Annotated in this window: 26 protein-coding genes; 9 read left to right on the top strand and 17 right to left on the bottom strand. The window is 54.0% G+C overall.

The genetic code is table 11. The features are described from left to right. Nucleotides 1-80: 80 nt before the first annotated feature. The 5 genes from CCB157_RS08045 to mutY form a co-directional block, all read right to left on the bottom strand. Nucleotides 81-1832: an ABC transporter ATP-binding protein gene (locus tag CCB157_RS08045; RefSeq protein WP_077615411.1), complete on the bottom strand. Its 1752-nt coding sequence runs from the start codon at nt 1830-1832 to the stop codon at nt 81-83. 6 nt (nt 1833-1838) lie between these two features. Further along, nucleotides 1839-2378: a DUF402 domain-containing protein gene (locus CCB157_RS08040; RefSeq protein ID WP_077615396.1), complete on the bottom strand. Its 540-nt coding sequence runs from the start codon at nt 2376-2378 to the stop codon at nt 1839-1841. 75 nt (nt 2379-2453) lie between these two features. Further along, complete coding sequence (locus tag CCB157_RS08035; protein ID WP_077615395.1) at nt 2454-3119, bottom strand: SOS response-associated peptidase; 666 nt, start codon at nt 3117-3119, stop codon at nt 2454-2456. A gap of 325 nt (nt 3120-3444) precedes the next feature. Then, nucleotides 3445-3639 carry a gamma-type small acid-soluble spore protein gene (locus CCB157_RS08030; protein WP_077615394.1) on the bottom strand — a complete coding sequence of 65 codons (195 nt, stop codon included), beginning with the start codon at nt 3637-3639 and terminating at the stop codon, nt 3445-3447. 69 nt (nt 3640-3708) lie between these two features. Next, on the bottom strand, nt 3709-4779 hold the full coding sequence (gene mutY, locus CCB157_RS08025; RefSeq protein ID WP_238594639.1) for an A/G-specific adenine glycosylase: 1071 nt from the start codon (nt 4777-4779) through the stop codon (nt 3709-3711). 216 nt (nt 4780-4995) lie between these two features. On the opposite strand from mutY, the gene CCB157_RS08020 reads away from it, so the two are divergent. Next, the gene (locus CCB157_RS08020; protein WP_077615393.1) at nt 4996-5985 is read left to right on the top strand and encodes a metal-dependent hydrolase; all 990 of its coding nucleotides are present in this window, start codon (nt 4996-4998) and stop codon (nt 5983-5985) included. Between the two features lie 169 nt (nt 5986-6154). Here CCB157_RS08020 and CCB157_RS08015 read toward each other — a convergent pair whose 3' ends face one another. Next, nucleotides 6155-6475 (bottom strand): YfhH family protein, encoded by a 321-nt coding sequence (locus CCB157_RS08015; protein ID WP_077615392.1) that lies wholly within the window; start codon nt 6473-6475, stop codon nt 6155-6157. Nucleotides 6476-6513: 38 nt separating this feature from the next. Further along, nucleotides 6514-7317: a RecX family transcriptional regulator gene (locus CCB157_RS08010; protein WP_077615391.1), complete on the bottom strand. Its 804-nt coding sequence runs from the start codon at nt 7315-7317 to the stop codon at nt 6514-6516. Between the two features lie 467 nt (nt 7318-7784). Here CCB157_RS08010 and CCB157_RS08005 point away from each other — a divergent pair, with 467 nt between their 5' ends. From CCB157_RS08005 to CCB157_RS17605, 3 genes are all read left to right on the top strand, one after another. Next, nucleotides 7785-8351 carry a GNAT family N-acetyltransferase gene (locus CCB157_RS08005; RefSeq protein ID WP_077615390.1) on the top strand — a complete coding sequence of 189 codons (567 nt, stop codon included), beginning with the start codon at nt 7785-7787 and terminating at the stop codon, nt 8349-8351. A gap of 211 nt (nt 8352-8562) precedes the next feature. After that, entirely contained in the window at nt 8563-8679 is a 117-nt protein-coding gene (locus tag CCB157_RS17280; RefSeq protein WP_143286973.1) for a YfhE family protein, read from the top strand. A 13-nt stretch (nt 8680-8692) separates the two neighbouring features. Then, nucleotides 8693-8854 (top strand): hypothetical protein, encoded by a 162-nt coding sequence (locus CCB157_RS17605; protein ID WP_158077248.1) that lies wholly within the window; start codon nt 8693-8695, stop codon nt 8852-8854. Nucleotides 8855-9079: 225 nt separating this feature from the next. Here CCB157_RS17605 and CCB157_RS08000 read toward each other — a convergent pair whose 3' ends face one another. The 5 genes from CCB157_RS08000 to CCB157_RS07980 all read right to left on the bottom strand — a co-directional run bounded on the left by CCB157_RS08000 (nt 9080) and on the right by CCB157_RS07980 (nt 14093). Then, complete coding sequence (locus CCB157_RS08000) at nt 9080-10183, bottom strand: ABC transporter substrate-binding protein (RefSeq protein WP_077615389.1); 1104 nt, start codon at nt 10181-10183, stop codon at nt 9080-9082. Between the two features lie 53 nt (nt 10184-10236). Beyond that, on the bottom strand, nt 10237-11049 hold the full coding sequence (locus tag CCB157_RS07995) for an ABC transporter ATP-binding protein (RefSeq protein WP_077615388.1): 813 nt from the start codon (nt 11047-11049) through the stop codon (nt 10237-10239). Between the two features lie 25 nt (nt 11050-11074). After that, entirely contained in the window at nt 11075-11887 is an 813-nt protein-coding gene (locus tag CCB157_RS07990) for an ABC transporter permease (protein ID WP_077615387.1), read from the bottom strand. Between the two features lie 403 nt (nt 11888-12290). Next, the gene (gene pdaA, locus CCB157_RS07985; protein ID WP_077615386.1) at nt 12291-13070 is read right to left on the bottom strand and encodes a delta-lactam-biosynthetic de-N-acetylase; all 780 of its coding nucleotides are present in this window, start codon (nt 13068-13070) and stop codon (nt 12291-12293) included. 156 nt (nt 13071-13226) lie between these two features. Continuing rightward, nucleotides 13227-14093 carry a YfkD famly protein gene (locus tag CCB157_RS07980; RefSeq protein ID WP_077615385.1) on the bottom strand — a complete coding sequence of 289 codons (867 nt, stop codon included), beginning with the start codon at nt 14091-14093 and terminating at the stop codon, nt 13227-13229. Between the two features lie 181 nt (nt 14094-14274). Here CCB157_RS07980 and CCB157_RS07975 point away from each other — a divergent pair, with 181 nt between their 5' ends. Further along, nucleotides 14275-15060, top strand: a complete 786-nt coding sequence (locus tag CCB157_RS07975; protein ID WP_077615384.1) for a YhfC family intramembrane metalloprotease — start codon at nt 14275-14277, stop codon at nt 15058-15060. A 247-nt stretch (nt 15061-15307) separates the two neighbouring features. On the opposite strand, the gene CCB157_RS07970 is transcribed toward CCB157_RS07975, so the two are convergent. The 3 genes from CCB157_RS07970 to CCB157_RS07960 all read right to left on the bottom strand — a co-directional run bounded on the left by CCB157_RS07970 (nt 15308) and on the right by CCB157_RS07960 (nt 17758). Next, the gene (locus CCB157_RS07970; protein WP_077615383.1) at nt 15308-15862 is read right to left on the bottom strand and encodes a Rossmann-fold NAD(P)-binding domain-containing protein; all 555 of its coding nucleotides are present in this window, start codon (nt 15860-15862) and stop codon (nt 15308-15310) included. A 120-nt stretch (nt 15863-15982) separates the two neighbouring features. Then, a complete protein-coding gene (locus CCB157_RS07965; RefSeq protein WP_077615382.1) occupies nt 15983-17332 on the bottom strand; it encodes an MATE family efflux transporter in 1350 nt (449 codons plus the stop codon). Between the two features lie 45 nt (nt 17333-17377). Next, nucleotides 17378-17758, bottom strand: a complete 381-nt coding sequence (locus tag CCB157_RS07960) for an OsmC family protein (protein ID WP_077615381.1) — start codon at nt 17756-17758, stop codon at nt 17378-17380. Nucleotides 17759-17875: 117 nt separating this feature from the next. On the opposite strand from CCB157_RS07960, the gene CCB157_RS07955 reads away from it, so the two are divergent. The 3 genes from CCB157_RS07955 (at nt 17876) to yccX (ending at nt 20044) form a co-directional block, all read left to right on the top strand. Further along, nucleotides 17876-19066: an MFS transporter gene (locus CCB157_RS07955; RefSeq protein ID WP_077615380.1), complete on the top strand. Its 1191-nt coding sequence runs from the start codon at nt 17876-17878 to the stop codon at nt 19064-19066. A gap of 41 nt (nt 19067-19107) precedes the next feature. Further along, nucleotides 19108-19551: a TlpA family protein disulfide reductase gene (locus CCB157_RS07950; protein WP_077615409.1), complete on the top strand. Its 444-nt coding sequence runs from the start codon at nt 19108-19110 to the stop codon at nt 19549-19551. A gap of 217 nt (nt 19552-19768) precedes the next feature. Then, the gene (gene yccX / locus CCB157_RS07945; RefSeq protein ID WP_077615379.1) at nt 19769-20044 is read left to right on the top strand and encodes an acylphosphatase; all 276 of its coding nucleotides are present in this window, start codon (nt 19769-19771) and stop codon (nt 20042-20044) included. Nucleotides 20045-20120: 76 nt separating this feature from the next. Here yccX and CCB157_RS07940 read toward each other — a convergent pair whose 3' ends face one another. Next, nucleotides 20121-20585: a VanZ family protein gene (locus tag CCB157_RS07940; RefSeq protein ID WP_238594638.1), complete on the bottom strand. Its 465-nt coding sequence runs from the start codon at nt 20583-20585 to the stop codon at nt 20121-20123. Nucleotides 20586-21171: 586 nt separating this feature from the next. Here CCB157_RS07940 and CCB157_RS07935 point away from each other — a divergent pair. Further along, entirely contained in the window at nt 21172-23082 is a 1911-nt protein-coding gene (locus CCB157_RS07935; RefSeq protein WP_077615378.1) for a heavy metal translocating P-type ATPase, read from the top strand. Nucleotides 23083-23251: 169 nt separating this feature from the next. Here CCB157_RS07935 and CCB157_RS07930 read toward each other — a convergent pair. Further along, a partial coding sequence (locus CCB157_RS07930) for an IS3 family transposase (RefSeq protein ID WP_143286971.1) occupies nt 23252-23792 on the bottom strand: 541 nt, incomplete at its 5' end.

Genomic DNA, 23792 nt, shown 5'->3' with positions numbered 1-23792 from the left:
CATCTTCGGCACGTTTTCTGCATGAAAAACAAAACCCCCCTTCCGCACTATGGTGCGAAAGAGGGGCATCGGCCCGAATGTTATTCGCTTTGCAACTGCTGAACTTGGAAAAGATCGTGGTAAACGCCGCGGCGGGCCATCAATTCCCGATGGTTGCCGATTTCCACGATCTTGCCGTTTTCAATGACGACGATGCGATCGGCGTGCGTGATCGTCGCCAACCGGTGCGCGACGATGAACGTCGTCCGGTTTTTGGCGAGCTCTTCGAACGATTCTTGGATCAGGTGTTCGCTCTCTAAATCCAGGGCAGACGTCGCCTCGTCAAGAATGAGGATCGGCGGGTTTTTGAGAAAAACGCGGGCGATCGCGATCCGCTGTTTCTGTCCGCCGGACAACTTGACGCCGCGCTCGCCGACCGGTGTGTCGTAGCCTTGCGGAAGCTGCATGATGAAGTCGTGGGCATTGGCCGCTTTCGCCGCGCGAATGATTTCTTCATCGCTCGCGTCAGGCTTACCCATTCTGATGTTGGCGCGGACCGTATCGCTGAACAGAATCGTATCCTGCAACACCATGCCGATCTTGTCGCGGAGGCTCCGGACTTTGAATTCGCGAATATCGCGGCCGTCCAGAGTAATCCGCCCTTCCGTGACATCGTAAAAGCGCGGAATCAGGCTGACGAGCGTCGATTTGCCGCCGCCGCTCATGCCGACGAGCGCGATCGTCTCCCCTTGGCGCACGCGCAAATTGATGTTTTGCAGCGCGGGCATACCGCCTTCTTCATAACGAAACGATACGTTTTCAAAAGCGATTTCGCCCTTGACGTCCTCGAGGGGGCGGGCATCGGGGCGATCGACGATATCGTATTTCTCATCGATGAATTCAAAAACCCGATCCATGGAGGCCAGCGACTGCGTCAACGTCGTCGAGGAATTGACGAGGCGGCGCAGCGGCTCATACAACCGGTCCATGTATGAGAAAAACGCGACGATCGTCCCGATTTCGCCGATGCGACCGGTGATGACTTCATACGCGCCGACGCCGATCACGGCGAGCGGCGCGATGTCCGTGACCGTGTTGACGACGGCGAACGTCTTCGCGTTCCACGACGTATGATCAAGCGCTCGCCGGAGAAAACGGCCATTCTTCCGGTCGAATTGACCTTGTTCGTAATCTTCGAGCGCAAAGCTTTTGATAACGTGGATGCCTTGGACGCGCTCGTGCAAGAACCCTTGCACTTCGGCGAGCGCCTGCGAGCGCGCCCGCGTCAATTGGCGCAGCCGCGAATAAAAGACTTTGATCGCCGCGGCGTAAAATGGGAACATGGAGATCGCAACGAGCGTCAACAACGGGTTCATCGAAAACATGATCGTCAACGCGATGAGGATCGTCGTCATGTCCAGCCATATATTCATTAACCCCGTGATGACGAATTCTTTCGTTTGTTCGACGTCGTTGATGACCCGAGAAATGATTTCTCCCGATTTATGATTGGAAAAATAGCGCAGGCTGAGGCGCTGGATGTGGTCGAACAAACGGTCGCGAATATCGTACAACACTTTATTGCCGGTCCATTGGGCAAAATATTGCCGGAAATACTCAATGGGCGGCCGGATGACGATAAAAATGAAAAAGGCGGCGGCCATCACCCAAAGCAGCCGATGAATTTTATCTTCCGCCGATAAATCGGCAATGATGATGTCATCGATGACGTATTTTAATAAGAGCGGCAAGGTCAACGGAATGCCGAATTTGATAATGCCAATAATAATCGTGAGGAGGATTTGCTTGTAGTACGGTGCGACAAATTTCATATAACGCCTAACGGAATGCACGTCCATTCATCCTAACCAACCATGTTGTTTGACCTTCTTCAAATACTTTTCTATAAAATCCGGAGCAAACGGGCCGCTCGCGTCGTCGATTTTCCGGTACAGCCGATCAAGCCCGCGGCGAACCGCGCGCACGACTTCCTCCGGATAGGCCAAGGCTTTTTGATTCGAGATAAATTCTTCTTCATCCAACAAGCGCCGCTCGCCGTCCGGCATGAGAACGACATCCAAATCATAATCGGTATAATGAAGCGCCCCCTGCGACACGGAAACGGGCGACGCGAGGTTGCAATAGAAAGTCGGCGGGCCGTCTGCGTCCAAAATGGCAACGACATTGAACCATTCTTCGCGTCCAAAATAGGCGATCGCCGGCTGCTTGGTATACCAGTGGCTGCCATCGGCCTCCGTGACGCGAACGCGATGGTTGAAAGTGACGATCGCATGCTCCTCGGCGGAAAGAACGGCGTTTTTCTCCCACACGCGGTGAAGTTTTCCGCCGTGTTTATAGCTTCTGATTTCAACGATGCTTCCTGCCCGTAGCGCCTCCAAACGCCCAACACCTTCCTCACATAAGGAGTATTATATACAAGAGGAACAGCGGCAGCGAGCGAAGCGCCCGTGCGTTCATCCGAGCGGCTCGATGAGCGAACGGTCATCGTTCTTCGGGGAGTTGACGGCATCCGATACCGGATAATAGTCCATGGCGTCGGCCGGATAGCTCTTTAACAGCGCGCGGATGTCGTCGAATGAAGCGCGCGGATCCAGCCAGACGTCTTCCGCTTCCTCGGGCAAAATCACGGGCATGCGGTCGTGAAGATCGGCGAGCAGCGCGTTGGCCGTCGTCGTCAAAATCGTGCACGTCGCCAGGTGCACATCGCCTTTTTCCCAAACAGACCAAAGCCCGGCAAAAGCAAAGGGCTTGCCGCCCTTTAAAAAAATGCGATACGGTTGTTTGCGCTGCCCTTCTTTTTTCCATTCATAAAAACCGTCGGCGAGGATCAAACAGCGCTTGGTGCGCAACGCCTCCCGAAAACTCGGTTTCGTCGCCGCCGTTTCGGAACGGGCGTTGATCATCTTATAGCCAACGCTCGGGTCCTTTGCCCAAAAGGGAATCAAGCCCCAGCGCAACGTCCCCAACTTATTGCCCCGCTCGCCGCGGATCACGGCCGGCACATCCTGCGATGGCGCGATGTTGTAACGCGTCTTATATTCAAACGCGACCGGATAGGCGATCTGAAAACGTTCAATGAGAAAATCGAGGTCCGCCGTCAAAGTAAAACGTCCGCACACGCGCGTCACCCCACTCTATAAAACCGTTTTGTTTAATAGTAACGCAAAATGAATATTTGCACACGCTTAAACTACCGACCGCATACAATATCGGGAAGGCCACCTTCCAAACGTGGAAGGGACGGTATGGGGAAACGGCAAAAATGGCAACGCAAAGCCGTCTCCTGGCCTTCTGCTGTCATTTGCACTATCGTGACCGCCTCGCTTCCGGACGTTTTACTAAGCCGCGGCATGGTTTTCGGATCACGCCGCCGGATCGACCTTTTCATAATAAACGAAGCTCCCTGCCTATACAGACAGGGAGTTTCGCTTGCGCAAGGTGGCGTTATTGTTGGTTTTGCCCTTTTTGTTGTTGCGACTTTTGATTCTTTTGGCGAACTTCTTGAGCGTTGGTTTCGCTCGCGAATTCGGTTTTGAATTGACCACCCGCTTGGTTTTGACCAGCAGCGGAAGCGCTGTTTTGCGCTCTCACTTCTTGAGCGTTAGTACCGGCGTTTTGCATGCCCTTTTGCTTTGCCATTGGGTTTCACCTCCACGATCATTAATGTAACCAATGGCAAAATTTTTATGTAAAAGCGCCATACGCCGCCTACTGATCGAGGAATAGCCGCCGGATTTTCTGATGCGGAGCGGAAAAGGCGTAACGCTTGAGGTCTTCTTTGGTTTCCAGGCGGTCACGGGCGCTTTTAAACACCACGTCCTCCGCGCCGACGCGCCCGAGAAAAACATCGAGCCGCCACGTCAAATGGCTGAAAACGTGCGTCAGCGTGGTCTCCGTCGGCGTCAGGGACGGGCGGCATCCATAGGTTTGCTCGAAATAGGCGCTGACTTGTTCCGCGCCATTCTCTCCGCTCTCCAGCAAAACCATCGGAAATTCCCATAGCCCAGCCAGAAGCCCGTCATCGGGCCGCTTGCGGATCAACACCCGGCCCATTTCGTCGCAAACGACGGCAACCGCATAGTGCAGCGATTTCTTTCCCGCCTTGCGCGTTTTAACGGGATACAGTTCTTGCTCGCCTGCCGCCTTTGCCCGACAGCAAAAGGCAAGCGGACACACCTCACACCGCGGATTTTTCGGTTTGCAAATCAGCGCCCCTAATTCCATCACCGCTTGATTGAAATCCGACGCGCCGTCCTCCGGGATGTACTCGGCTATCACGTTTTCGATCAGCCGCCGGGTTTTCGCTTTGGCGATATCCTCGGCGATGCGAAACAGGCGGGCGGCGACGCGCATCACATTGCCGTCCACCGCCGGCACCGCCCGGTTGTACGCGATGCTCATAATGGCACCGGCCGTATAGGGACCGACGCCTTTGACTTTCAGCAATTGTTCATGGTCGTCAGGAATGCGCGCGCCGTATTTTTCCACGACTTCGCGCACGCCTTGCTGCAAGTTGCGCGCCCGGGAATAGTAGCCCAGCCCTTCCCACGCTTTGAGCACTTCTTCCTCCGGGGCGCGCGCCAAATCATGCATCGTCGGAAAGCGGGTAATAAAACGTTCATAATAGGGAATAACTGTATCAACTTGGGTCTGTTGGAGCATGACTTCTGAAACCCAAATATAATAGGGGTTTTTCGTCTTCCGCCACGGAAGATCGCGCTTATTCTCGGTATACCATTCCAATAACGCGGTTTGTAAAGCACGTTTGTCTGTCGTCATCATGGCCGTCTCCTGTGGATTCATCTTCGTATGCAAGCATTGGGAGGAACGATCCATCGGATCCGCCGGCAAAACGGGGCATCCGGCACTTTGGGGCGGCCGCACGGTCCGGCGCGGCATGCTCTAAACGGGCGCCGGGGCGCCGCCCTCTGCCGGATCGGCATCATCATGAGCACTTTGCATCCATCTTGTCCAAACGAGGGAGGAAGGCTACCGATGGACACCGGAACACACGTCATCATGGGCGCCGGACTCGTCGGCCTATCGACGCTCGACCCCGCCCTCGCTCAAAACGCCGCTTCCTTCGAGGCCGTCTTATGCGGGACGATGATCGGCTCCGTCATCCCCGACATCGATACCTTGCTCAAACTAAAAGACAACGCGACCTACATCCGGCACCATCGCGGCGTCACCCATGCCCTGCCGGCGACGGTGTTATGGCCGACGTTCATTACGGCGGGCCTGCATCCGTTCTTTCCCGAAGCAAGCGCGCTCCATCTTTGGCTATGGACCTGTCTTGCTGTCGTTGTCCACGTCGGCACCGATCTCTTTAACGCCTATGGCACACAAGCGCTGCGCCCTTTTTCCAATCGATGGATTGCCCTCGATATGATCAGCATTTTTGATCCGTTCATCACGGGAGCGCACCTCGCGGGATTTGTCCTATGGTATCTCTTCGGCCGCCCCGGTCCGACCTTTCTCGCGGTTTACGCTCTCCTCATCGGCTATTATTTCCTGCGTGCCCGCCATCATCGGCGCGCCGTGAATCTCGTCAAACAACAAATCAAAGGGCTGGAGAAAATTTTTCTTTCACCGACGATGCGCTGGCATGCCTACCATCTGGCCGCGATCGGCGAACACCATTATTACGTCGGCATAGTGAGCGGCCGCCGCATCCGGGTGATCGATACTTTTATAAAGGCAGCGCTCCCCGACCATCCGGCGATCCCGGTTTTATTGTCCGATAAAAACGTCGCGGCGTTCTTGTCTTTTTCGCCCATCTACCGCTATGACTTTATCGAATACGGAGATTATTATGAACTGCGTTTGACGGACCTTCGCTATTATAAGAGCGGTCATTATCCGTTCGTCGCCGTCGCGCGCGCCGACCGCCGTTTAAACCTTCTCTCTTCCTATACCGGATGGATTTACAATACGGAGAAACTGGAAAGGAAGCTCGTACCGAATGTGAGCACCAGCGATTGATCTGCCCCGCCATGAGAAAGCCGTTTTTCGCTCAATGGGCGGCCGGATTCTGCGCGCCGCGCTTTTTGGCAAATCGACAAAAAGACCGACCGCTTTTTTGCTTTTTGTGGAGATGGTCGGTCTGTGGCCGGGATGGATGTTTTTTTCGGCCTCGCTTCAACGATCGCCTTTAACGACCCTCGTATTTTTCCAATAAAGAGATGGGGTAAGCGGCCCATTCATCGGAACCTTCGTGGTGCCCCCAGGCGAACACGCCTTTCATATAAGCAATCGTAAACGGGGCGGCATCGCTGTATTTAATCTTATAAACCTCGCCTTTTTTGAAGGCCTTCGGATCCATTAAATAAGCCTCGGCCATCGCCATCTTCCTTTCATAGACGGCGACTTCGTTAATCATCCCCATTTGTTCGGCGCGCTGCGCTTTGACTTTTAATTCGGAGATTTCCCGGCGCAACTCTTCCGGCGTCATTTGACTGTATCTTTTTTCCATATGAACAACCTTCCTCAATTTATACTAAATGCCCTATCCTACTCCTCAAATCCATTGAGATAGCGTTCGATCAGATCCGGGGAAAACCCTTTGCGATAAAGTTGGGCTTTGATTTTATAACGCCGTTTCCGTTCATCGGCTTCGCGGGTTTTCGCGGCGATTTTCCCGGCCTGGGCGATCAACGCTTGCCACTCCGTTTCCTCATCCCGTTCGGGCCAATTCCCCATGACGTCCGAAATGACATCGCGGTCAAAGCCTCTTTGCGCGAGCGCCACGGCGATCCTCCTCTTTTCCTCAGCGGCCGACAGCCGCGGCGAGGCCGCCCGCTTTTTCTCGGCGAACTTCCGGGCATTTTCAAGTTGCGCTTCAAACGTGTATTCAGCGAGCGCCGCCTCCCGATCGGAACGCGAGATCCCTTTTTGTTCAAGTTCTCTGGAAATGAGCGCCGGCCCTTTGGTCGTCGTGCGCATGCGGGAACGCACGAACATCTGGGCAAAAGCGCGATCATCCAGCAGCTTTTCCTCGAGCAAACGCTCGATCGCATAGCGGATGTCGGGCGGTTGGTAGCCCTTTTGCCGCAGGTAACTCTCGGTTTCTGCCACCGTCCGCATCCGGACGCCGAGATAGCGGAGCGCCGCCCGATAGGCTTCATGGCGTTTTTCCGCCGCCACGATCTGCTGAAACGCCTCATCCTCCAACTCCAGGCCTTTGCGCAAGCCCATGGCGACCAGCACGTCTTCATGCACGTCGGCGCTTCCGGTCGTCCCGTCGTCCGCCTCGAACGAAATGCTATAATAATGTTTCTTTTTGGCGTGCACGCTAATTTTTTGGATTTTAATCATGACACGACCACCTTGTCCCCTTTTATCTTAACGGAACGTCCGTCCCTTGAAAACCGGGACGGCCGACTGCGATGGCCAAGCGGCGCAAAAACTCCCCGCACATCCCCCCATGACGCTTTGCTGTTCGCCCTCAACTGAAGAAGCACCCTGTCGATTAAAATGTCTCTTATGGTAAAAAATTTGACATATTTCAGCTCTGCGCGGCAAAAAAAAGCTATTTTCAACGCCCAAAAAATCGGCTATACTGTTCTGGAATTCAGCGTTATAAGTTTCATAGACCGATAACAGATCGGAAACCATGTCAAACCGATTTCACCCGGCACTGTTCGGTTCATTGACTCTTTGAATACACGGGAAGGCAATTGGTGCGCCACCAAAGTTTCTTTGGTTCTAGTGGGTTCGATTCCCACCCCGGTTCACTTCTTGATCTTTAATGATTCTGGGTTCGCCCTCTAGGAGGTATCCGCATGTTAAAGAAACGCGAATTGGCCGATTGTGGCGCACTGTTTGAATACTTGATCGATCCCGCGGTTTTTCCTTACGTCCGTCAGAAAGCCGGGACGGTGGATGAATTCATGTTCATCACCAAGCAAACGATCGAACAGGAAGAGAGGCAAGAGCTGATCTCCCGGACGATTACCGATGAATGGGGGCAACCGATCGGCACGATCACGCTTTTCGACATAAAAGACGGAACCGGATTTCTTGGCACATGGATCGGCAAACCTTACTTTGGCAAAGGCTACAATCAGAAAGCCAAAGACGGGTTCTTCACGGAAGTCTTCACCACCACCGCCATCCATACGATTTTCATGCGCATCCGCCAAGACAATATCCGCTCACAAAAAGCCGCTCTGAAACTGCCTTACGTCCGCCTCGCCAACCAACTCTATCCAGACGTTTACACCGAAATAAACCGAAATGAAAACGGCCAACGCTACGATTTGTATGAAGTGTCCAAAGACCGCTATCTCGCTTACAAACAACAGCGCGAATGCTTTATGCTTCCCGAACCTGAATTGCGCGAAGCGTAAACCGCCCGCCGAACCGGCGGGTTTTTATATTTTTAGCGGAAAAGCCGGCGCGCAGCCACCGGCGATTGCGCCATTCCATCCGAAACGGCGCGCCGATTTGCGGCGATTAAAATCGCTCACAACGGGACAGTCTGAAAATGGACGGGGGCCGCAAACGGGCCTGTCGCCCCATGCGGCGCCCGCCTAATTCACCACAAGAAAGGGATCGATCATGGCCAAGAAAAAGCCCGAACTCCGGGATGATTGGGTGCTGAACAAAACGCAGTCCGTGCTTTACCGGCATGAATTTAAGAGAGCCGACCGCGCCTACGAGCGCGCCAAACATTAAAGGGGGCTTGACCGTGAGCAAGGGGAAAAAGAGCAAAGGCAAAGCGGAGAAACCTCGCGAACCGATCGCCCGCGCCGCAGACATTCACTACGGATTGCCTCTCGACGAGGACGATTGGGAAGCGCGAAAACGCATGGAAGCCGCCGATCGCCGCGCCATGAAAGACGCCGACTGACAAAGCAAGATGGACCTGTCCCGCCTTGTCCCGGCATCCTCCCCATCGGTTGCCACAAAAAAGCGGGATTTTTGGAAGGGATGCGCACACCGGCGGATGCGGGCAAAAACCATGCGCAAGACTTTATTTCTATGTAAACAAGGCCGATTCCATGCCGGCGCTCAAAAGTCATTAAAGCGAAACATGAACGGGGATGTGGGCCCGTTCATGTCTCGCCTTGCTTTTTCATTTATATTCGCCGAGAATCTTGACGGCTTTTTCGGCCAGCGACGTGTCGATCGCTTTATCGAGATCGACGTCGCCGATAATGCCGCCCCGCGCTTTATACCACTCATACTGCTTTTTGATATCATCAACAAACATTCGGCCGTTCGGATCGAGTCCGGTGATGCCGACGTTTTCCCATATTTTCGGGTCTTTCAACGCCGTGTATTTCGTCATGATGCGAATGATCTCGGCTTTGTCCCCCGTCCCTTTGACGAAGGCGTCATTATAATCGCGGACGCCTTTTAAATAGGCCAACATGAAACGCAGCGCCACATCGGGCCGATCGTCCACAAACTTCGGCGACCCGAGCACCATGGCGATTTGCGCTTTCGGCGCATAGTCGGTCGCGTCGCCGAAACGGACGTGCACCCCGTCGGCCTCGCCCTTGGTGATCAGCGGTTCGATCTGGAGGGCGGCATCAATGGACTTGCTCTTCATGGCGGCGATCATGTTGCCGAAATCCGACATGAGCACAAACTGGACGTCGCTCCGTTTGAGTCCGGCATGGCGAAGCATTTGCTCAAACATATAATCGTCCACGGCGTTTTTCGTCGATACCGCCACTTTCAATCCCTTAAAATCATTGTAGCTTTTGACTTTATCCTTTAAATCCTTGCGGATGACAAAAGAAAAATAGGATTGGCCCTTTAAGTTGTGGCCCTTGTCGGCGATCATCTTCACGTCGATGCCCTGTGCGATGGAGTTGAAAAACGATGCCGAGGAAATCCCGCCGGCCACATCTATTTTTCCGGCCGCTAGCGCCGGCATCATATCGTCGCTGTTGGAAAACTTCGCGTACTTCACCTCAATGTTATAGTCTTTAAAATATCCTTTTTCCGTCGCGATGTAAAACCCGGCCCCCGACGCCGCGCCGTCTTCAGCGATGACGACGGTTGCCGGCTTTTTAAGCGGGGGCAGATCGCCGTTGACCGGCGTATTGTCCGCCTGTTCTCCGCCCTTGGCCGGGCGCTCTTCTGCGTCTTTATTTCCCGACGCGCACCCGGCGATCACAAGTGCGAGCAGCGGCAACAGCCATAACACCGCAAACCCTTTTTTAAACAACTGGTTAACCTCCCGTTCCCATTGCTTTCCCGGTCATGCCAAAATGTTCCCCATCAAATCGGTTCGAGGGCCCATTCGTCGCGCCTCTCCAACGCCGAACCGCGCACGGCGTTTTGCAAGTGGTTCCAAATATCGACGAACGCCTCAGCCATCTCCGGATTGGCGCGAACCGCGGTGATCCGGCGCGGACGGGGCAAATCGATCGTCTTTTCACGGACGATCCGTCCGGGCTGGCGGCTCATGAGGAGAATGCGGTCGCTGAGAAGGAGCGCTTCGTCGATGCTGTGCGTGATGAACAAGACCGTCTTGTGCGTCTCTTCCCAGATGCTTAACAATTCTTCCTGCAAGATGAACTTGTTTTGTTCGTCGATCGCGGCGAACGGTTCATCCATGAATAAGATTTCCGGGTCGTTGGCGAACGCGCGAGCAATGCTCACCCTTTGCTTCATTCCCCCAGAGATTTCCGACGGGTAATGGCGGCGAAACTCCCAAAGCCCGACTTTATTCAAATAATATTCCGTCCGCTCTTTGATTTCGGCCTTGGGCGCATGGCGCAGGCGCAAGCCAAACGCGACGTTTTCTTCCACGGTCATCCAAGGAATCACGCCTCTTTCCTGAAAGATCATCGATTGCAACGGTTTATTTGGATCGTCCCGAACGAGTTCATACGTCCCGGCGCTCGCCTCCTCCAACCCGGCGAGAATGCGGAGCAGCGTCGTTTTCCCGCAGCCGCTCGGCCCGATCAGCGAGACGAATTCACCGTTCTTGACTTCAAAAGAGACGCGATCCAATGCGCAGACACCGACTTTTTTCTTAAAAAACAGCTTCGTCAAGCCTTCCACACGGATCTTCACATCCGGATTCATGGCAACCCGACCTCCTTGAGGACCGCTATCTCTGCCACGGCACGAGTTTCTTCTCCAGCCAGCGCAGCAACAGCGAGAAGAAATAGCCGAAAAACGAGATCAAAACGAGCCCGACATACATGCCTTTCAAAACAAAAGCTTTGTAATCCGTCCAAATCAAATAACCAATGCCGGAATTTGCCCCAATCATTTCGGCGGCCACGATGGTGAGAAGCGCGATCGCTTGCCCCATCTGAATGCCTTCGATCATGACCGGCATAGCCCCGGGCAGCGCGATTTTAAAAAAATAATCCTTTGTTTTCGCGCCATAATTTTTCGCCACGTCGATGAAAACCGGATCGATGTTCCGAACGCCCGCGGCCGTGTTGATGACGACCGGGAAAAAGACGCTCCCGGCGATCGTGATCATCTTGGAAAAATCGTTGATGCCGAAGACGAGGATAATGATCGGCATCAGCGCAAGCGTCGGAATCGGCATCAACGCCATAATGAGCGGGTAGAGCGCAAAACGAATCGGCCGATACATCCCGATGCACAAACCGATGACGATGCCGGGAACGACGCCGAGGAGAAACCCGCCGACGATCCGGTACAAACTGACGGCCACATGGCTGGCGATTTCTCCCGTCGCCACAAGGCGGAAAAATTCGGCAACAATCGAAGAAGGCGGCGGAAAGAAACGCGCATCAATGAGCGATAATCTCGACAGGCATTCCCATAAGAGAAGAATCAACAGCGGCGAGGCGAGCGTCAACGAGCGATAGCGGTTGGGCGCTTCCCGTTTCGGCTTTTCATGCGCGATCAAACTTTTTGCCGCCACGGCAACATCTTTATCCATTTGCTCACCACCTTTGGTACTGCATCATATGCACAGGCGCCCAATGGGTGATGCGGGGCTCGGTTCTTTTTTGGGCTCATCCTTCATATGCAACAATGGCCGAAATAAAAAGGGGAATTTAGCATAAACAGGGGATTTTGTCAACATTCCTGTGGATATGTGTATAAAAGCTGTGAACTATTGTGGGGATTGGGCTTCGCCTTTGGATAAATTTTGGGGACAACTGTTCATATCTTTGTGGATAATGTGGATAAAGCTTGTTTTTCATGACGGGATGCAGATGCATATTGGGGATAACCATGTGGATTGTGTTCATTAAAATTTTTTCCGGTGCTCCAATCCCCATGGATCGGTTCACGTCCTCCCTGCGCCGCAAATAAAACCCGCCGTGCGGCGGCGGGTTTTACCAACCCAAATGAGGCATGGAATCATGCACCATCAAATCATCAAGGCTGCGGAATTGATAACCGTCTTTTTTCAAGTCGTCGATGACGCGGCCCAAAGCTTCGGCATTATCTTTGGAAACCGCGTGCAGCAAGAGAATGGCGCCGGGATGGATCCGCTTCATGATGTTTTGGTAAGCGTAGTCCGCTCCTTTTTCATCGCCTCTTACCCAGTCCTTGTAAGCGAACGACCAAAAGACGCTCGTATACCCCAATTCCTCGGCCAATTTCAACGAACGCTCGTCGAAAACGCCGCGCGGCGGGCGCAAATATTTCATGTCATGGCGCCCGGTCACCGATTCGTAAGCGCGCTCAAGTTTTTTGATTTCCTTCTGGTACTCCGCATCGCCGATTTTCGTGAGATCGGGGTGCCCCCACGAGTGATTGCCGACGATGTGGCCTTCCCGGACCATCCGCCGGACGAGGTCGGGCTGTGAACGGATATAGTGCCCGGTGATAAAGAACGCGGCCGGCACTTTCTTTCGTTTTAAAACATCCAAGATGTCGTCGGTATAACCGGCTTCATAGCCGCAGTCGAAGGTTAAGTACAAGACTTTTTTGTTCGTATCCCCGATCCAGAGGCCGTGGTATTGCTTCAGCAGCGCCTCATATTCGGGTTCGGTCGTGGACGGTTGATGGTTTTGGCTCGGCTTGAAATACCAATCGGCGGCGCACATCACGTCGGGCCGAAGGAAAGCGGCCGTGAACACGATGATCGCCCCGATGAAAAATTTGCGCATAGACAACCTCCTCCTCACGGATAGGATGGCCTTGGGCCCGCCGTTCTATGTCCGAAGAAAGGGATGGCGAAACCTTCGAAAGACCCGCTTTCGCAACGGTGCGCGAAAAGGCGAACCCGGCGCTCCGCGGAACGCCGGGCTCATCGATGCGGCGATTCAATTGGCGACATGATATCTCAATGCGATGTAATCTTGCACCGGAATCCACGCGCCGATGCCTTGTTGCATGACGTTTTTCACTTCCAAGCGCTTGTTGCCGCCGTCGAGGACGAGATAAACTTCCCCGTAAGTCACTTTGCCTTTTTCGTTGACGGCGGGCACATAACCGCTCAAATAGCCGACTTTTTTCGGTTGAACATTGTAATAACGATCGATTTTCGTCCCCACCCCGACGACCGTAGAAAAAGCGATCGGCAAGTCCGTCTCTTTTGCGGCTTTCATTAACATGAGTTGCATCACTTCTCTTTGATCGGGGACGCGCGCCGTCAATCCGCCCGTCACTTTGATTTGCCGCTCTTGCCGGTAACTCATGGTCTGGAGTTGTTCGGAACCGCGATTGTCCAGCCGGTTTTCATTCACCTTTTTATACTCCCAATTGACGGAGGTTTTGTTTGATTGATAATTCAACGGCCATTTACCGAGATAAACCCGGGCCCGATAGCCGATGGAAAACTTGGACGGATGGATGACGGATTCGTTTAACATCCGGATGAGCATCGGGTTTTCGATCGGGACATTCGCGGTCTTCAGAAGCGCCTTCGTCAGCGGGCTCGGTTGCAGTTCCGGCGCGTTTTCGTTCGGATTGGGATACGTGTTCGCCTTCGAGATGTCGATGACCGATTTGGGGACTTCAATGGAAGCGCCCGGCTCACCGCGTTCCGCCTCTTTAGGCTTTTCCGCCGGCGGTTTCGGTTTTTCCGGCACCTCTTGGTTCCCGCCGCGCGGCGGCACGGGCGGTTCCTTCGCGGCCGCGGGGCTCGCGAGCAAAAACGCCGACAAAACGGCGGCGAGGATTGCTTTCATCACTTGGCCTCCTTGTTTTCCGGAATCGCGTGGCAAGATAGGTGTATCGCATGAGGAAAGGACGGATTCGCTTCTATTTTTTTCGTCCGAAAAGAGAATTATCCGTCATCGGGGAAGAAAAGATGTTATCATATAATAGATCGAAGGCTTGCGGCCGAAAATAATGGAAAGGTGGAAACGAATGGTCGGACAAGGCGCCTTGACCGGCATGGTCCTGGAGATCATTTTATCCGTCGGATTTCCTGTCGGGTTGTTCATTTACTTGTACATGAAAAAGAAGCTGACGTGGAAAGCGTTCGGGATCGGGATTTTTATTTTCATCCTCTTTGCGCAAGTGCTTGAAAAACTGCTTCACGGAGCGATGGTCGATGCGGACGGCACGTCCCTCAAGTGGACGGAAAGCCCGTGGGCTTTCGTTTTTTACGCCGGGCTTGCCGCCGGCATCTTTGAAGAGATCGGCCGCTACATCGGCATGAAATGGTTCTTAAAAGACAAGCAGGGATACTGGGACGGCCTGTCGTACGGCGTCGGCCACGGAGGCATTGAGGCGATCCTGGTCGGAGGCTTTGCCGGTTTGAACGCCATTCTCTTCGCGCATCTCATCAATGCCGGGACGCTCGCCGATGTCGTCGGTTCGCAAGTCACCCCGGAGAAGCTCGCGGAAATTAAGGAACATTTTTTGTCTCAAGGCTTCGCCGTTTATTTCGTGGGAGGCATCGAACGCATCGTCGCCGTGATCCTGCAACTCGTCTATTCGCTCATCGTCCTGCTTTCGATCCGACGCCATGCGGTGAAATTCTTGTTCCTCGCGATCGGCTTGCACGCCGTCATCGATTTTATTCCCGCCCTTTACCAGACCGGCCTGATCTCCTCCATTTGGGTGACGGAAGCGATCATCCTTGCCATTGGCATCGTTGCCGCCTATGCGCTCTTCAAATCGCCCAAGTGGTTTCCGGTTCACGAATGACGGGGGCGGCCGCTGAACAAAACCCGCCGTTTCTTCTCCGGCGGGTATCTTTTTTTATTTCAACGCATTTGAAGGCCTGTGCTGCCCTTGAACGGCAACCGGCGTCGGAATACCAAATAGGCGCCTTCATCATCACAGCGGCGGAGAAGCCGTTTGGTCGATTTGTAACGTAACAGAGGCGTTCAAACCGTTTCATATCTGCTTCCAATGTTTGAAACCTTGATCGACCGGGCATCCCAAGCGACGGTCAAACGGGCCGCTGATCCCAGGGGTCCACACGGCCGACGATCGTCTGCACGTCGTCCCGCTCGATCGCGGCGATCACGCCGCCGGCAATCTCTTGATGGGTCAGCCAGCGCGACGTCCCATCCGATTCCAGCTGAAACCCGAGGATTACTTCGCGATAAAGGCCACCGGCTCCCAACGGCAGGCGGCGATTTTGGCCTGGGAGGCTCGCCCGGCTGCCTTTGACGTGAAAAAGCCGCCAGGTCGCGGCCGCCGATTCGCCAATCGCCCGGAGGAGCCACGGCTCCGAATCGGCCGCGCTCGCGTGCATCCACCAGACAACGAGCGCATAAGGCCCGTTGCGGCGGGCGGCCTCACGAACCGCGCGGGCGAGCATCCTTCCGTCATGCCAGTCGACGAGCACGGGCGTCACGTTTTCCGGTTCATCAGAGGCGGCGAGCAGGGCATCCATTCGTTCCGTGCGTCTGGCGACGACGGTGGTTGTCCATCCCGATCGGTTTAACCATAGGGCGACGTCCTTCAGCATGCCGGTTCCCCCGACGACGAGAGCATGCATCGTTTTTCCTCCTCATTTTAAAATAACGGCGCAACGGCCATTAAAGCCGTGCGCCAACGGACTTAACAAAAGACCGGCGGCATTCAAAAGCTCCTGACGAGCGGTCCCGCACGTGGATTTTTACCGCGCTTTCGTCTCTTCAAACAGGCGGAGGTTCCGCCAACGCCCCCATATATAATAGCCGACCGCACATCCGCTGCTGATGACAAAACTCGTCCCGATGCCGTACGCGATGCCGATCGGGCCAAAAAACGCCCCGAAAAGATAAGAGAGTGGAAAGCGCAAGATCCAGAACGAGATCAGATTTAAAACGAGAATTTGCAACATCGCGCCCGCGGCCCGGACGACGCCGTTCAACACAAAATTGACGCCCAAAAATACGTAGAACGGGGCGACGCCTTTGAGATAAGCGACACCGAAATCCGTCGCCGCTTCGTCGCGGCTGAACAAGCAGATCAAAACGGGCGCGAAGAGATAAACGAACACGCCGATGGCGAGCGAAACGATGAAATTATACAGCAAGCCGTATCTGGCGATTTGGGCGACGCGGTCCAACCGCCGCAGCCCCATGTTCTGTCCGGCCATGCTGGTCATGGCGATGCCGAGCGTCTGAATCGGAATCATGATTAAATTGTTGATCCGTTCGGAGGCGCCGTACCCGGCCAAGACGTCTTCGCCGAACCGGGCGGCAACGCTCGTAATCGCCGCGGAACCCCCGGATATCGCCAACATTTGCAGCCCGGAAGGCACGCCGAGTTTCATAAGCAGCTTAAAATTGTCAAGGCGCGGCGGGCGCGGAACCTCAAACGGCACGCCCGCCTTTTTTATCGAATAAATCAGGCCGTATAAAAACGCGATCCCTTGCGCGGCGACTGTCGCCAGCCCGGCGCCCGCGATGCCGAGGCCCATGATCCGAATGAAGAATGGAGCGGCGAACGCGTTCAACACGACGGCGAGAAAGACAAAGTGCACCGGCGTCCGGCTGTCGCCGAGCGCCCGAAGAACCGTGCCGATGAAGTTGTAGCCGAATAGAAACAAGATGCCTGTAAAATTGATTTTTAAATAAAGCAGCGAAAGCGGCATGACGGCTTCCGGAGCGCCGAGCAGAGCGAGCAAAGGGCGGCTGAAGACGAAGCCGAGCACCCCGGAGGCCACGGCCATCACGCCCAGCACAAATGCAAAATCGTTCAGGACGACGCGCAGCCCTTCTTCATCACCGGCGCCCTTCTTTTGCGATAATACCGTTAAGGTCGCATTGTTGATCCCGATGATGAAAGAAAGCGTGGCAAAAATCACCGGGGAAGAAATCGAAAGCGCGGCGAGCGCGTCGCGCCCGAGCAGATTGCCGACCCAAAGGCTGTCGATGAATTGGTACGATGTCTGCAGCAAATTGGCCAAAAAAATAGGAACGCTGAACGCCACGAGTTGTTTCGCGACGTTTCCCGTCGTAAAATCCATCCGCCGCGCCATCTCTCCTCACCACCTCCGCAACGGCCGCCGTCATGAAACCGCTCGTCACAACAGTTCATACGATTCCGTGATTTGAATGCTGTCTTGCACCGATTGCACCATGGAGCAATGTTTCCGCGTCAGCTCCATAATCTTGTCCATTTGCCGATGGTCCAAGCCGTCCGCCTTCACCGTAAACGTCAGATGGATCGCTTCGATTCGATCCGCCTTCTCTTTGTTGCGCGTCACTTCCGCGTTGATGCGAATCGATTCCACCGGAATCCGTTTTTTCGCCAAAATCTTTTTCATGACCGTGCCGCTGCACCCCGCAATGGAAGCGACCATAAGCTGATAAGGACGGAAACCGAACCGTTCGTCCGACGAAACCGTCAACGTTCCGAAGGCCGTCTCGGTTTCGTAGGCATCGCCTTGCAATCGCAATTCCATGAACACCCATCCTTTCATACTCCATAGTCATTCTCATCATAGCGAAAATCATGACGATTTGTCAGGCAAAAGGTATAATGATAATACTTTCAACGAACGCATGACGGAGCCGATCTTATGCCAAACATCCATTCACCGCGCTACAGATTGATCATCCTTATCGGCAGCGTTTTCGTCTCTGGGGTTGCGCAGGGCATGTTGTTGCCGTTGGTCTCGATTCTTTTGGAACAGGACGGAACGCCCGCCGCTTTAAACGGGTTCAACGCCAGCGCCTTATATATCGGCATACTCCTTGTTTCTCCTTTTATGGAAAAACCGCTGCGGCGCTTCGGGTATCGCCCCGTGCTCGCCTGCGGTCTGTTCCTGACGGCGGCTTGCCTCCTTCTGTTTCCGGCGTTTCACGCGTACTGGATTTGGTTTCTGCTGCGGCTGTTGATCGGCATCGGCGACAACATGTTGCATTTCAGCGCCCAAGTCTGGATCATGTTTTCATCCCCCGCGGACCGCAAAGGCAGGCACCTTTCGATCTACGGGCTTATCTACGGGCTCGGCTTCGCCGCCGGCCCGCTTTTGACGCGCTTGGTCCGCTTTGGCGTCATCTGGCCGTTTTTGATCGTGGCTCTCGTCTGCGCGCTGTTTTTCCTCGCAGCGCTCATGCTTAAAAACGATTATCCCACCGGCGATGACGATGCGACCGGACGGCGTTTTGCCGGATTCATCCGCTATCAAAAGGCTTTGGCGCTCGCTTGGTCGGGGCTTTTCGCCACCTTCAGCTACGGCGTCATCGAAGCGGCCCTAAACGGCAACTTTCCGGTATTCGCCGTGCGGAACGGTTTCAGCGTCAACACGATTTCGCTTATCCTGCCCGCGTTTGTCATCGGCAGCCTCATCACCCAAATTCCCTTGGGCGCGCTCGGCGACCGAATCGGCCGGCGAAACGTGTTGCTTTCGGTCACCTTGTTGGGGACAGTCGGCTTCAGCGCGGCCATTTTTCTCGCCCATTCGCCCGTCGCCTTGGCGGTGATCTTTTTATTCACGGGCATGTGCGTCGGCTCCCTTTATTCCATGGGCATGACGTTTGTCAGCGACCTGTTGCCGAAGGCGCTTCTGCCCGTGGGAAACATTTTGGCGGGCGCCGCGTTCAGCTTCGGAAGCATGATCGGACCGTCCGTCGGCGGCCTTTTCATCAAATGGTTCTCCGGCGGAATGTTCTTTGCCGTGATCGCCGCGCCCCTTTTCCTCACTTTTCTCGGTTGTTTCTTCCAAGGCCTGATTGGGCATGCCGAGCCGAGACGCGACGGGCGCTGACCGAATGTCCATTCCAATTTCACCCATCAGGGGGGATGATGTTGCGTTTGCGTGAAAACATGCCGGAACTCAACGGCGCGACGATGTGGTTGAACGGCGAGACAACCAAGGACCGGCTCATAGGGGATAAACCGACGCTGATCCATTTTTGGTCGGTGAGCTGTCATATATGCAAAGAAGTGATGCCGAAGGTGAACGAGTTCCGCGACAAATATAAAGACAGGCTGAACGTCGTCGCCGTACACATGCCGCGTTCGGAACAAGATTTGGATGTCGAAAAAGTGAAGGAAGCCGGCGAGAAGTACCACATCACGCAACCGATCTTCATCGACAACCGCCACGCCCTTGCCGACGCCTTCGGCAATGAATACGTCCCCGCTTATTATCTATTTGACGCGAAGGGTCGCCTCCACCATTATCAAGCGGGCGGCGAAGGCATGCGGCTTTTGGAAAAACGCCTTTTGCGCGTCATCGGCGACGAATGATCCCAACCCCGCAGCGGCGGGTTTTTTCTTTTTTACCGGATGGACGAGGTGACTAAAGGAAAGGAAATGAAGGCGGGATGATCCATAGCCGAAAAAAGCGTGCCAAACTTGTGACGGAGTGAAGAAGGTCGTCGGCGGCAGGCGCTCAATGGTTTAAAATAGAGGTGAGGAGCATAAAGCGCGTCCAATATCAGGAAATGTGAGGAGGGACGATTCTATGGAAAAAACGTGCCACATCATCGTCAAAGGCCGCGTGCAAGGCGTCGGATTCCGCTACTTCACCAAAGGGGAAGCCGACCGCCTCGGAATAAAAGGCTGGGTCAAAAACCTCGATGATGGATCCGTCGAATGCGTGTGCACGGGCGATGAGAAAAATATCAACGCCTTCCTTGAGTCCGTCAAGAAAGGCCCACGGTTTGCCAAAGTGACCGAGATGACGGTCGAGGAGACCGACGCCGGCGAACACTTCGATGCCTTTGAAATCCGCCTCTGATTCTCCGTCCCGCTCGCTCGGCCCCTTTATTCCATATCGATCGCCATGCCCGCATGGTAACCCGCCGCCCGTTTTTTTATCGGGCGGTTTTTCGGTTCATCGCCCAAATGAAAACGTGATGAAGCAGCTTGAACGCCGCCCAGCCGATGATGGCCCCGAGGGTGTTCAATAGAATGTCATCGACATCAAAAATTCTTTCCGCGAATTCGTATTGACAAGCCTCGATGATCAAACTCGTCGCCAAGGAAAGCAAGGCGCAGCGGTGAAAGGGGCGGACGCGCCGGAACAAAGCCGGGATGAAAAAACCGAACGGGAAAAACAGGGCGACGTTGCCGACCACATTCCGAATAAACAACCACGGATCGCCGCTTTCCGCCATCAATTTAATACTCCCAAAAAAGATTAAGTTGAACGATTTTCCGTAAACGTAATAGTTATATGTAAATAACGTCATATAAAGCAGCATGGAAAAATAGGCGAAGAAAAGCCCCGCGCAAAACCGTTTGAATCTTTTTCTGATCAATAGCATCGTGTCGTCCATGAAAGAGGCCTCGCTTTCGAGGATTTGACAAATGGGAGAAAAACCGTTGCGGCGTGACCGGCCCGGCACGTCCCCTATCAGGCGACCATTCAAGGATGCCATCCGCCTTTCGAAGGGGGCAACAAATCGCCTCGTTCGGCCCGCAAAACCGGCCGCGCCATCGATATGCCACGAAAAAACCGGACCGCTTTTTTGAAGCAAACGGACGTGTCAAAGCTACATTTATTTTTTCGGGACTTCCCGAACCGGAAGGCCGGGAAGCCAAACCGCTTCCTTTTTCAGAAAAAAGGCCGGCTCTTCGGCCAAGTTCAACGCACACAACTTACTTATTCCATTATAATTCCTCGGCGCCGTGCTTTTCCAGCCCGTCCGGTTTTTCGTCTCCGCCTTCGTCCCCCCTCTTCCGTTGTCCGTGCACCTCCCTTCACAAAAAAATTTTTCGATGTTATAATAACAATAAATTAAAAGTGATAATAATTACAATCTAGATGAAATGGCCAAAGAACCGAAAAACGCCTTAATATCAAGCCTTAATGGGAAAATTAACGATGAATATCATTCTCAATTAGAAAAGGAGGGGCTGCGGATGAATGAGATCAGTTTGATGACGAACAAACAGCCGAATCGATGGATGTTGGGTGATGCGTTAAAGAAGCACGGGGAAATGCTCGCGGCTCTCATAAGCGGTCTGCTTATTTTAATCGGTTGGACCGCGGAACGCGCGTCCGGGGAAACCCTTTGGGAAGTCTTTCTCGCCGCCTATCTCATCGGCGGCTTCGCCAAGGCGAAACAAGGGTTCGAAGACACGATCAAAAACCGCTCGCTGAACGTCGAATTGCTCATGGTGCTCGCCGCCGTCGGCGCGGCCTGCATCGGACACTGGCTCGAAGGCGCCGTTCTCATCTTTATCTTTGCGCTCAGCGGCGCGCTTGAGACTTACGCGACCGAGCGCAACGCCCGCGCCTTGACCCAGCTCATGGCCTTGCAACCGGAGACGGCCCGCCTCGTCCAAGGCGATCGCGAACGCATGGTTTCCGTCAAGGCGCTGAACGTCGGCGACCTCATTCGCGTCAAACCGGGCGAACGCATCCCGGCGGACGGCGTCATTGTCAGCGGGGAAACGACGATCAACGAATCTGCGATCACCGGCGAATCGATCGCGGTTTTCCGCGGTCCCGACGGCAAGGTGTTGGCGGGAACCGTCAACGTCAGCGGCAGCATCTTGGTACGGGTGACCAAGAAAAGCACCGAAACCCTTCTGAGCAAAATTCTCGAGCTCGTCCAAACGGCGCAAGAAGAAAAAGTCCCGTCCCAACTGTTGATCGAAAAAGTGGAAAGCCGTTACGTTCAAGCCGTCATCGGCGCGGTTTTCATCATGCTGATCGCCCCGCCCTTCGCCCTCGGCTGGTCCTGGACCGAAACCGTCTATCGCGCGATGGTCTTGCTCGTCGTCGCCTCGCCGTGCGCCCTCGTCGCCTCGACGATGCCGGCCGTATTGTCGGCGATCGCTTACGACGCCCGCCAAGGTTTGCTGATTAAAGGCGGCGTCCATCTCGGGCAAATCGCCACGGTCAAAGCGATCGCTTTCGATAAAACCGGAACGATCACGAACGGCCGCCCCGAAGTCATCGCCTACGTCACCGCTGGGGATGCCAATGGTTTGGAAGTGCTCAAAACCGTCGCGGCCGTCGAACATCAATCGACCCATCCGCTCGCGGAAGCCATCGTCGACTACGCCAAAGAAAAAGGCGTCTTCCCGAACGACGTGGCCGTCGAACACGTTCGCACGGTGCCGGGATACGGCGTCGAAGCCACCGTCGGCAAATCCTTGATTAAAATCGGCAAACCGGGCTTCGTCGACGAAGCCGGCGCTAAAAGCCTGCAGACGATTCCTGAAGTCCGGACCGACGGCGGGACGACCGTCTACATCGAAATCGACCAAAAAGTCGTCGGATGCATGGTCTTGAAAGACACCTTGCGGCCGAACGCGAAAGAAGCTCTGGCCGAAATTCATCGTGAAGGCATCCGCACGATCATGCTGACCGGAGATAATGAAAAAACGGCGGCCGCCGTCGCCAAAGAAGCCGGGGTCTCGCAATACATCAGCGAATGCTTGCCCGAAGATAAAGCGACGCGCATCAAGGAGCTCAAAGCCAAATATCAGAGCGTCGCGATGATCGGGGACGGCATCAATGATACCCCCGCGCTCGCAGCGGCGAACGTCGGCATTGCCATGGGCAACGGCACGGACGCCGCGCTGGAGACGGCGGACATCGTGCTCGTCAAAAACGATTTGTCCAAAATCGCCCGCTTGATCCGGCTCTCGAAAAAAATGAACCGCATCATCAAACAAAACATCGCCTTCGCGATCGGGATGATCATCCTATTGATCATCAACAACCTGCTCGGGAATCTGTCCATGACGCTCGGGGTGATCGGCCATGAAGGCAGCACGCTGCTCGTCATCTTAAACGGTCTCCGCCTGCTGCGCGGGTAAACCGGGCTGCTTGATGGTTGCGGACCCGCCCTGCCCGGCCAAGGTAAAAGGAATGATCAAACCGATAAGTCTTAGGAACGGCGGATAAAAAAGCTCCGCCAGCCATGAAAAAGGAGCCGATGATTTGAACTTACCCCTGTCAAGTAGACAGTAAATAAAAAGGATCTTATTAAGCAGCTGTAGTCAGATATTCTCTAGGACTACAGCTGTTTAATTTCGTTTGGATCCGTTCATTGTTGTAGAATTCTATATATTGTATAACGGCTTGCTTCATTTCTTCAGCTGTTTTAAATTGATGCATATAGATACATTCTGTCTTTAAATGGCTAAAAAAGTTTTCCATACAAGCATTATCTAAACAATTCCCTTTTCTAGACATACTAGCCCTTATATTGTATTGTTTAAGTAGTCCGTGATATTGTCTGGATGTGTACTGAAATCCTTGGTCACTATGGAGAAGGATTCCAGACACATCTTTTTTTCGTTTTATCGCTAACTTCACGGTATCGATGACGAGCCTAACATCATTTCGATGACTGATTTGATAAGCGACAATCTCGTTGTTATATAAGTCTTTAATGGCGGATAAATATAATCGGATGCCATTGCTTTGAAGATACGTAATATCCGTCACCCACTTCTCATTTGGTCTTTTGGCTTGAAATTCTCGATTCAAATGGTTATCCGATACCACGTATGCCTCTTTCTTT

The organism is Caenibacillus caldisaponilyticus (genome assembly GCF_002003465.1).
Taxonomy (GTDB): Bacteria; Bacillota; Bacilli; order Bacillales; family Sporolactobacillaceae; genus Caenibacillus; species Caenibacillus caldisaponilyticus.
Note: the sequence above shows the minus strand (reverse complement) of the source record. Positions and strands in the feature narration are given on the sequence as shown.